General features: G+C 61.9%; 6 protein-coding genes and 1 pseudogene. 6 read left to right on the forward strand and 1 reads right to left on the reverse strand.

The window, feature by feature from the left end; all coding sequences use genetic code 11:
• Positions 1–415 precede the first annotated feature (415 nt).
• Positions 416–958: a hypothetical protein gene (locus AB0M74_RS32110; RefSeq protein ID WP_366530056.1), complete on the reverse strand. Its 543-nt coding sequence runs from the start codon at positions 956–958 to the stop codon at positions 416–418.
• A gap of 850 nt (positions 959–1,808) precedes the next feature.
• Here AB0M74_RS32110 and AB0M74_RS32115 point away from each other — a divergent pair.
• From AB0M74_RS32115 to adh, 6 genes and pseudogenes are all read left to right on the forward strand, one after another.
• Positions 1,809–2,087, forward strand: a pseudogene (locus AB0M74_RS32115) (leucine zipper domain-containing protein); the annotation flags it as partial.
• A gap of 86 nt (positions 2,088–2,173) precedes the next feature.
• Complete coding sequence (locus AB0M74_RS32120; RefSeq protein ID WP_366530057.1) at positions 2,174–2,923, forward strand: GntR family transcriptional regulator; 750 nt, start codon at positions 2,174–2,176, stop codon at positions 2,921–2,923.
• Positions 2,924–3,455: 532 nt separating this feature from the next.
• Positions 3,456–4,598 (forward strand): TIGR03364 family FAD-dependent oxidoreductase, encoded by a 1,143-nt coding sequence (locus tag AB0M74_RS32125; RefSeq protein WP_366530058.1) that lies wholly within the window; start codon positions 3,456–3,458, stop codon positions 4,596–4,598.
• Positions 4,599–4,633: 35 nt separating this feature from the next.
• The gene (locus tag AB0M74_RS32130; protein ID WP_366530059.1) at positions 4,634–5,335 is read left to right on the forward strand and encodes a phosphonatase-like hydrolase; all 702 of its coding nucleotides are present in this window, start codon (positions 4,634–4,636) and stop codon (positions 5,333–5,335) included.
• A 148-nt stretch (positions 5,336–5,483) separates the two neighbouring features.
• Positions 5,484–6,800 carry an MFS transporter gene (locus AB0M74_RS32135; RefSeq protein WP_366530060.1) on the forward strand — a complete coding sequence of 439 codons (1,317 nt, stop codon included), beginning with the start codon at positions 5,484–5,486 and terminating at the stop codon, positions 6,798–6,800.
• Positions 6,801–7,045: 245 nt separating this feature from the next.
• The gene (adh, locus tag AB0M74_RS32140) at positions 7,046–8,569 is read left to right on the forward strand and encodes an aldehyde dehydrogenase (protein ID WP_366530061.1); all 1,524 of its coding nucleotides are present in this window, start codon (positions 7,046–7,048) and stop codon (positions 8,567–8,569) included.
• The last annotated feature ends 754 nt before the right edge of the window (positions 8,570–9,323 follow it).

Genomic DNA, 9,323 nt, shown 5'->3' on the forward strand with positions numbered 1-9,323 from the left:
TCATGCAGCGGGTTCCGAGCGGTGACAAGGTCCTCAACAGAGGCTGGGTCGGGGAGCGGCTGCTCTTCATCGAGATCGTCGGTGTAGTCCAGCGGCAGACTCAACCGCCTGTTGCTTCGCAGATTGACGGCGATCACCGACCGTACCCGTTCCTGGCAGTGTGGGGACCAGTTGGGGACCGCACGTCGTGCGCGACCACGAACAACAGGTCGACGCGGGGGAGACCCGACAAGAGGCAAACCGCGTATGACGTGCACCGATGACTGACTGCCATTGCTGGGGGTCAAGTGGTCGCAGGTTCAAATCCTGTCATCCCGACAAAGAAAACCCTTCTGACCTCGGTCAGAAGGGTTTTCTTATGTCCGATTCGGGCCCGGATTCGAGCCGATCCCATCAAAATCTCAGATTTTCGAGCTCATCCGCCCCGGGCCCACCGTTCGAGAACGTCCCGATTGTCCGGCACGGTCTCGGGGATGTCGATGTAGTGGCCCTTCGCCACCGCGGTGGTGTTGCCCAGCTGACGGGCCGCCCGCTCCGGATCTTCGTATTCACGATCGACTTCGGTAGTGGCTCCCTTGCGGAAGGTTCTTGGGGTGATCCACGCGAAGGTCTCACCGCGGGCCGCCCGCCAGGGCCTGCCGAAGTTGTTCGGATTGCGCACCGTGCCGACACAGGAGGGAAACAGCAACCCCATCGGATTCGGGGGCCCCGAGGTCTTCAGGTACTCGATGGCCTCGCGGATCGACTCGATAGTGTGCGGAGGTAACAGGATCCTGCGCCACCCGTTGTCGGTCTTGGGAGCGGGCTTGCGGACCCACCCGCCGGTGCCCTTGCCTTTCTCCTCGACAAGTGTTCCGGTGACGTCCAGATAAGGGTCGGGCGCATCGAGATCGATATCGTCGAGCACGGCCCAGGCTGCCCAGCCCTCTACGTCATCGGCGTCCAGGGAACCGGCCAATCGTCACCGACGGCGGACCCGCTCGCCGATACCGGCGTGATCGGCACATTGCTGGCCCCAGTACTGGCAGCGGTTCCCGGACTGGATACGTCCGCCACTTCGGCGTGGCGTTTGGCTGCCCACGTATGGGAGATTCGCGGAGGGCGCGGTCCCTCGGGCTCCATCCGAAGGCGATGTACACCTGCGGATTTCGCTGGCCCGGCGTGGCCTTCGACTACAAGGCCACCGTCGAGGGCGGCACGCAACTTGGTCGTCGATTGGAGTCGAAAGCATCGGTTCGCAATAGAATTGATTCCCGAAACGATCAAGTCGCGTCGGCTGCCGCGCCTGCCGTGTGAACGATTGTTCTCCGGGCCTTCAACGACCCGAATGGCCTGCGGGTCGCCGAATCAACCTTTCCAGACGAGGCACCGATAGAACTCTGTCAAGTCGATCACGGTGGCTGTGCCGATTCGAGTTCTTGCGTGTTCCTCGAGAGCATGGTGGTCGAGCGGCTGGGTGATCATCAGCGGTTGAGCTCGGATCGAACTGAAGAAATGCCATCGAACTGAGACACGAGTCACTGGCCACTACATGAGACAAGCGAGAAACGACCAGTTGGCATGTACTGCATGCTCGGTCACGCAGAATCACGCACAGTCACCTGGAAGGTTTGCGGCAATTTCGGAATGGGTTGGGTCTGGTCACGCCTGCGACGCAATCCAAACGCGATTTCCGTTCCACTGAGCGGTTACGGACCAGTTCGCCGTGGCGGGATCTGCCGGAGGTGTTCGGGTCGTGTTGATGGGTGAAGGCCTCCGGTTGTGAAGTGGAGATGTCGAGTAACCCCTTCACAATCCAGGAGGCGTTCGTGGTCCACGCTAACGCCACATTGACCCCGCGTGCACGTTTGCGGCTGGCACGACTGATCGTCGAGCAAGGCTGGACCGGCTCCATGGCAGCGAAGATGTTCATGGTCTGCCCCAAGACCGCCCGCAACTGGGCCGACCGCTACCACGCCGAAGGCGCGGCGGGAATGGCCGACCGCAGCTCGCGCCCGCACCGCAGCCCGGCCAGGACCCCGGAATCGGTAGTCCGGCAGGTGGTCGGGCTGCGGTGGCGGCACCGGCTGGGCCCGGCCCGGATCGCCGGGCCTTCACGAACCCGGAACAACCTCCCCGGACGTCACAACTAGACTTCGCCTAGGTGGACTTTCGACTGAGGGGAGCGTGGTCGGTGAGCGAGCCGCGTTATGAGCAGGTTGCACGTGAGCTCCGGCTGCGCATCCTCCGTCGCGAATACCAGGTCGGCGCCTCGCTGCCGAGCGAGAGCTTACTGTGTGCGCAGTTCGGTGTCTCCCGCGGTCCGGTACGGCAGGCGCTGGCGATGCTGAAGAACGAGGGGCTGGTCACCGTGTCTCGCGGAAAGCCAGCAGCGGTGCGAAGTTTCGACGCAACTCAGACGTTGGACACGTTCACTCCGTTCACCCAGTGGGCGCGGCTGACGGGTCGCAGCGCGGGCAGCAGGACTATCGAAGTCGCCCGCCGCCGCGTCTCCGAGCCGGCGCGCGTGGCGCTCGGCCTCGATGCCGACGATTTCGTCGTCGAGATCCTGCGGTTGAGACTGCTGGACGGCGAACCGACGATGCTCGAGCGGTCCACCTACCTGGAGAGCATCGGTTCACTGCTATTCGACGTCGACACTGACGCGATTTCGATCACGGACTTCCTCGTGGCTCGCGGAGTGCGGTTCGAGTCGATGAGGCACGTGTTGGACGCGGTCGCGGCTAACGGGATCGACGCCGATAACCTCGCGATCGAGCGCGGCAGTCCACTCCTGCGCGAAAATCGCACCTCCTGGAATGGCGAAGGTGTGGCGTTCGAGTTCGCAGACGATCGATACAGGCCGGACCGAGTGGCGTTCAGCATCGTGAACGCACGCACGATCGATCCGCGCGATGCCGCGGACGATCAAGTGCGACGCTGACGAATTACTAAGCAACGGTACGCATCCGGCACCGATGCGGGTTCGGCAGAAGCATCGAAATGAACGTAGCCCCAACGAATCCGTAGAACAGCTGGCCGGTCGCGAGATGTCCGGGTAGCCGGCCACCGAGAATCCTCCGATCGGAACCGCAAACCGCTGATCGTTCCGGTCGCGGCGAGAACGGCGACCATCACTCATGCATTCCCACATTCCCGGTCGTGGTCGTGGTCGATAGCCGGAACAGAGACAGAGCTGTTGTTGTCCAGTGTTCGGCGTGGGTGGCTTGATCGCTGTGGTGATGATCGGTCCCATCTCTGGCGCGGTATTCCGCGCTGGGCGGACGCCTGCGTATGTCGTGAGACTGTCGGCGAAGACACATCCGTGCCACGAGTCCGGAGATAACCACGTGGTTGCGGGGCTGACGCGGGGGTGGCCGCCCGTTCCACCACCTCGATCAAACTTGTATTCACTAGTCTAAAATATTTAGAACTTGTATTGACAAGTTGCCGTGATTGGGCTCACAATTCGAAACATGGCAACTGAAACGAACTACGACGTCGTCGTTGTCGGGGCCGGCATCGTCGGCCTCGCCCACGCGTATCACGCACTGAACCGAGGCTTACGCGTCGCCGTCATAGAACACGCCGATCGGGTGACCGGCGCCTCGGTGCAGAACTTCGGTCACGCATGTATCACGGCGCAATCGGGGGCGGCTCTGCGCTATGGACGTGCAGGGCGCGAGCACTGGCTGAATCTTGCAACCAGGGCAGGGTTCTGGTCGGCAGAGTCGGGAACGCTATGCGTCGCTCGACACGACGACGAGCTGACGTTGATCAACGAGTTTGCCGACGAACGTGGACCAAGCGATGTGGAGGTGTTGAGCAGTACAGAGATTCTCGAACGCCTGCCGATCCGCCCCAACGGTGTCACCGGTGGGATGTACCTCCCGAACGACATCCAGGTCGACCCGAGATTGGCGGCCCCCGCAATCGCGCGTTGGCTCGAGTCGTCCGGTGTCGACTTCTACTGGCGCACCGCCGCAACCCATTTCGACAGTGGGGTGGTGCATACCACCAGAGGCGACGTGCAAGCGATCGCGATCTTCGTGACGGTCAACTACGACATCGACCGGCTGTTCCCCGAGTTGGCCGACCGCGACAAACTGCAACGCTGCCAGCTACACATGCTGCGAGCTCGAGCTCCGCTCGGCTTCGCGCTCCCGAGTCCCCTCTTTACCGGCTGGTCACTGGTGCGGTACTCCGGCTTCGAAAATCTCTCATCCAAAGATGCCGTCCTACAACGCCTGCGCTCCGAGTTCCCTGACTATGCGGAGATCGACTTGCACCAGATGTACACGCCGCAGCCCGACGGCTCGATTCTTGTGGGCGATACCCACGCGAAGGATGTAACGGCCTCACCCTTTCAGTCGGAGAAGGGCTTCACGGTGCTGATCGATGAGGCCGAGAACTTGTTCGGCGTCCCGTTCACCATCACCGAACGCTGGCAAGGCGTCTACTCGTCCGCGCCGGACAAGGAATTCCTGATAGAGGAGCCGATCGACGGGGTCCATGTTGTGACTGTGACGACCGGCATCGGCATGACTACGTCGATGGGGCTTGCGCAGGAAAGCGTCGAGCGTGTGTTCGAGCGCAATGACCTTCGCGTCCCAGCCTGATTTGGACCCATCTGAACCGCAACACAGGAGCAAGCATGAGCTCAACCCACAACCCACAAACCACCCTCGTCGTCTTCGACATGGCAGGCACCACCGTCGAGGACAGCGGCCTGGTCCAGCAGGCGTTCCTCGCTGCCGACGACCATGCCGGTCTATCCAGCGACTCCCACGACCGGGCCAGGATGCTGCAATATGTCCACAACACGATGGGACAGTCGAAGATCGTCGTCTTCCGTCACCTGAGCCGCAATGACGAGGAACAGGCCCAGGCTGCGAACGACGCGTTCGAGCGGCGCTACGGCCAGCTGGTCGAGGACGGGAACTGCAGCCCTATACCCGGCGCTATCGAGACCTTCTCGGCGTTGCATAAGCAAAACATCCAGGTCGCGCTCACCACAGGATTCGCGCACACGACCCAACAGGCCATCATCAAGGCACTTGGCTGGGCAAATGTCGCCGACGTCGTCTTATGTCCTGGCGAAGGCATACGAGGTCGACCCTACCCCGACATGCCACTCACCGCGTTGCTCCGCACCGGAACCGATTCGGTACAGCAGATGGTCGTTGTGGGCGACACGGCGTCGGACATCACCAGCGGTGTGCGCGCGGGCGCACGAGCATCGATCGGCGTGCTGACCGGAGCGCATAACAGCGATCAACTCCTAGCCGCCGGAGCTACGCACGTCATCGACAGCGTCGCCGATCTGCCTGCGCTGCTCGTCACCCTCCGCGCCTGATCCGCCACTGCACTGCCAATCCGATCTACCCACCGCGGCCGACTCTGAACAGCCGCACGCCAGTCTTGCGGGCGATCGCAACACAGTTAGCGATCGCCCGCACGACACACGAGCTTTCGACCACCCCACTCCTGGCTAGGCACCTACCATGTCGACCACAGTCATGACCCCCCATACGACGATCCCAGGCTACGAGCGCTGGCGACGACAGATCTTCGCAATCACCTGGATTGCCTATGCCGGATTCTATTTCACCCGGCAAACCTTCTCTGTCGCCAAACTCGGCATCCTCGATGATCCAGTGCTCGCAACCACGGTGACCAAGAGCACTCTCGCGGACCTCGACGCCGTGTACCTGACCGCCTACGCCGCCGGACAGTTTCTTTGGGGGACGGTATCCGACCGGTTCGGTCCCCGGGTCGTGCTGATCGGCGGCCTCGCGATTTCTGCGGTCGCGACCTTGTTCATGGGATTGTTCCCGGCGCTGATGGTTCTGCTGCCGCTGATGATCGTGCAGGGTCTTGCACAGTCCACCGGTTGGTCGGGCACGCTGAAGAATATCGCGCAGTTCTTCTCCATCGGCGAACGCGGACGCGTGCTCGGATTGTGGAGCACCAACTACGCCTTCGGCGGGCTCGCCGCCGCGCCGTTCCTCGGCTGGGTAGCCTACAGCGTCTTCGACAGTTTCCGTGTCGCGTTCGTCACCGGAGCACTCGTTGTCGCAGGCGTGCTCCTCCTCGTTCTACTGTTCCAGCGCAACACACCCGCCGACGTCGGGCTGCCGCCGATCGAGCAGTACCACTCGCTCGAAAGTGTGGCTCCGCTCGACAATGAGGCAAACGACATTGCGCAACCGGCGATGTCGTTGCGCGACACCTTCCGGACCGTAACGCGAGATCGAATGGTGATGACGCTCGGTGCGGCATATTTCCTGCTCAAGCCGGCGCGATACGCGATCTTGCTGTGGGGGCCGGTCATAGTCGCCGAGCGGTTGGACGATGCAGGAAATTTTCAAGCCATCACGGTCCCGATCGCGTTCGGTGTGGCCGGCTTGATTGCTCCGGTGCTGATCGGTCGCATCTCAGACAAGGTATTCCACGCCAGGCGGATGCCTGCCTGTGTGGTGAGCCTGGCGGGTCTTGTGACGGCGCTCGCCCTGTTCGGGCCGTTGACCGCGACCGGGAATGTTTGGGTGATGGTCGCTGCTCTCGCCGCGATCGGGCTGACGATCTATGGCGCTGACGCGATGATCTCGTGTGTCGCCGCAGTGGATTTCGGAACCTCCAAGCACGCCGGCGCCGCGACCGGAACGATCAATGGATGCGGTTCGATCGGGGCGATCCTCGGCGGCTTGCTACCCGGATATCTCGAAACCGGTCAGCTGTTCTACGGATTCGCGGGCGCTGCGTTCATCGCGATGCTTCTGCTGATCCCACGTTGGCGCCGGATGCCCGCCGCTGCATAACGATCTGAACGACGACGCGGACCGCACAACACCACGCAGTACAGCATCTGCCTAACGCATCATCCGGCATACATGGAATGGGCGACTACCTCACGGTCGTCGCGAAGGGCCCCGCCCTTACACAACTTCTGCCAACGGAAGCGACTCGTCGTAGCGGGAATCTACCGATCACAACCCGCAGGAACATCCTATTCCGCAACACCCATCTTCCATTGCTTTATTCGTCTGACGACGAGGAACATCATATGACTATCTATGCTCGCCCCGGAACCCCCAAGGCCCTCATGACCTTCCAAGCGCGATACGACAACTGGATCGGTGGCGAATGGGTCGCGCCGGTCAGGGGCTGGTACTTCGAGAATTCGACTCCGGTCACTGGTCAGAGCTTCTGCGATGTCGCACGCTCGACCGCCGAGGATGTCGAACTCGCCCTCGACTCCGCACATGCCGCCGCACCCGCCTGGGGAAAGACATCGGCTGCTGAGCGGGCTGTCATTCTGAACAAGATCGCCGATCGGATCGAGGAGAACCTCGAATCCATCGCGGTCGCCGAGTCGTGGGACAACGGCAAGCCGATCCGCGAGACGCTGAACGCGGACCTGCCACTGGTCGTCGACCACTTCCGCTATTTCGCGGGTGTGATTCGCGCGCAGGAGGGTTCGCTGTCGGAGATCGACGAGGACACCGTCGCGTACCACTTCCACGAGCCGCTCGGTGTTGTCGGGCAGATCATTCCGTGGAACTTCCCGATTTTGATGGCGACCTGGAAGCTGGCCCCGGCGCTGGCAGCCGGTAATGCCGTTGTGATCAAGCCTGCTGAGCAGACCCCCGCGTCGATCCTGTACCTTTTCAGCCTGATCGGCGATCTGCTGCCGCCCGGTGTGGTCAACATCGTCAACGGCTTCGGTACCGAGGCGGGTAAACCGCTCGCATCGAGTAATCGGATTGCCAAGATCGCGTTCACCGGAGAGACGACGACCGGTCGGCTGATCATGCAGTACGCGTCGCAGAATCTGATCCCGGTGACCCTCGAACTCGGTGGCAAGAGCCCTAACATCTTCTTCTCGGATGTGTTGGCGTCCGACGACGATTTTCGGGACAAGGCGCTGGAGGGTTTCACCATGTTCGCCCTGAATCAGGGCGAGGTGTGCACCTGCCCGTCGCGCTCGCTCATTCAGGCCGACATCTACGACGAGTTCCTCACCATGGCCGCGATCCGCACGAAGGCTGTGCGGCAGGGTGATCCGCTGGATACTGAGACCATGATCGGTGCGCAAGCGTCTAACGACCAGCTCGAGAAGATCCTGTCTTACATCGAGATCGGCAAAGGTGAAGGCGCACAACTGGTCACCGGCGGCGAACGCGCCGAGCTGGGTGGTGACCTCAACGGTGGCTACTACGTGCAGCCGACGATCTTCACCGGGCACAACAAAATGCGCATCTTCCAAGAGGAGATCTTCGGTCCGGTCGTGTCGGTCGCCTCGTTCTCCGACTACGACGAAGCGATCTCCCTGGCCAACGACACCCTGTATGGCCTGGGTGCCGGAGTGTGGTCACGCAACGGCGGCATCGCCTACCGCGCCGGACGCGACATCAAGGCCGGTCGGGTATGGACGAACTGCTACCACCAGTATCCAGCGCACGCGGCGTTCGGTGGCTACAAGCAGTCCGGCATCGGCCGCGAGAACCATAAGATGATGCTCGACCACTACCAGCAGACGAAGAACCTGCTCGTGTCTTACTCGCGGAAAGCGCTCGGCTTCTTCTGACGACGCGGAGAGCTCTCGTGCTGCCGGACGTCGGCCTCGAGTATTATCCGCAGGCTTTCGACTCGGCTACTGGACACGTGTGGTGGTTTGCTCTGGGGCAGAGCATGATTCGCCGCCTGTGCTGGACGTTCGCGGGTAAGAGCAGATCAGTCGTCGTGCACAAGAGCTACGAACTGCGCCGACAACGACTGATAGAGAAGGCACGCCCACGAATGATTCGTCACAACTGCCACAGCCCGATCAAGCTGAGTTGAACCGCCCCGGGTTTGATGCCGCTTTGAGCCGTCCCGACTTTTAGTCCGTCAGGACGGCTCAGAGCGGCAAGAAACTCGGGGCGGTTCAGTGGGCGGCGCAGTTTTTCGGTTCGACTGTTCGGGCGTAGCGTTTGACGGTACTGAGGCCCACGCCCAGTCGGCGGGCGCAGTCCAGCAGCCCAACTCCTTGATCGAGCAGGTCATGCACGGCATGCCATCGTTGCAGGGTGGTCGTCTCGTTTGTCAGTGTGCGCCGTTTCGGTCCGGCCGCTGCCCAAGATCGACTATAGGTGGTGACCACCTTCTCGACCGAGGACACCAATCGGTGCCACAGATGCCAGCGATCAGCGACCTGGACCGCACCCGGCAGCACCTAAACGACGACGGAGCGGCCGTCCATCGGGAGGGACTGCCCCCGGTTCGGTTGACTCCTGACCTGTGAGGATTTCCTTGCAGTGGAAGGATCATCGATATGCCCAAGGCCTATCCCGAGGAGTTCC

Origin of the sequence: Nocardia sp. NPDC051463, assembly GCF_040681975.1 — a bacterium.
GTDB lineage: Bacteria > Actinomycetota > Actinomycetes > Mycobacteriales > Mycobacteriaceae > Nocardia.

What these genes read in the sequence shown, in the direction of transcription:
- AB0M74_RS32130 (WP_366530059.1), top strand. Translation starts at nt 4,634, where the DNA reads ATGAGCTCAACCCACAACCCACAAACCACCCTCGTCGTCTTCGACATG.
- adh (WP_366530061.1), top strand. Translation starts at nt 7,046, where the DNA reads ATGACTATCTATGCTCGCCCCGGAACCCCCAAGGCCCTCATGACCTTC.
- AB0M74_RS32125 (WP_366530058.1), top strand. Translation starts at nt 3,456, where the DNA reads ATGGCAACTGAAACGAACTACGACGTCGTCGTTGTCGGGGCCGGCATC.
- AB0M74_RS32135 (WP_366530060.1), top strand. Translation starts at nt 5,484, where the DNA reads ATGTCGACCACAGTCATGACCCCCCATACGACGATCCCAGGCTACGAG.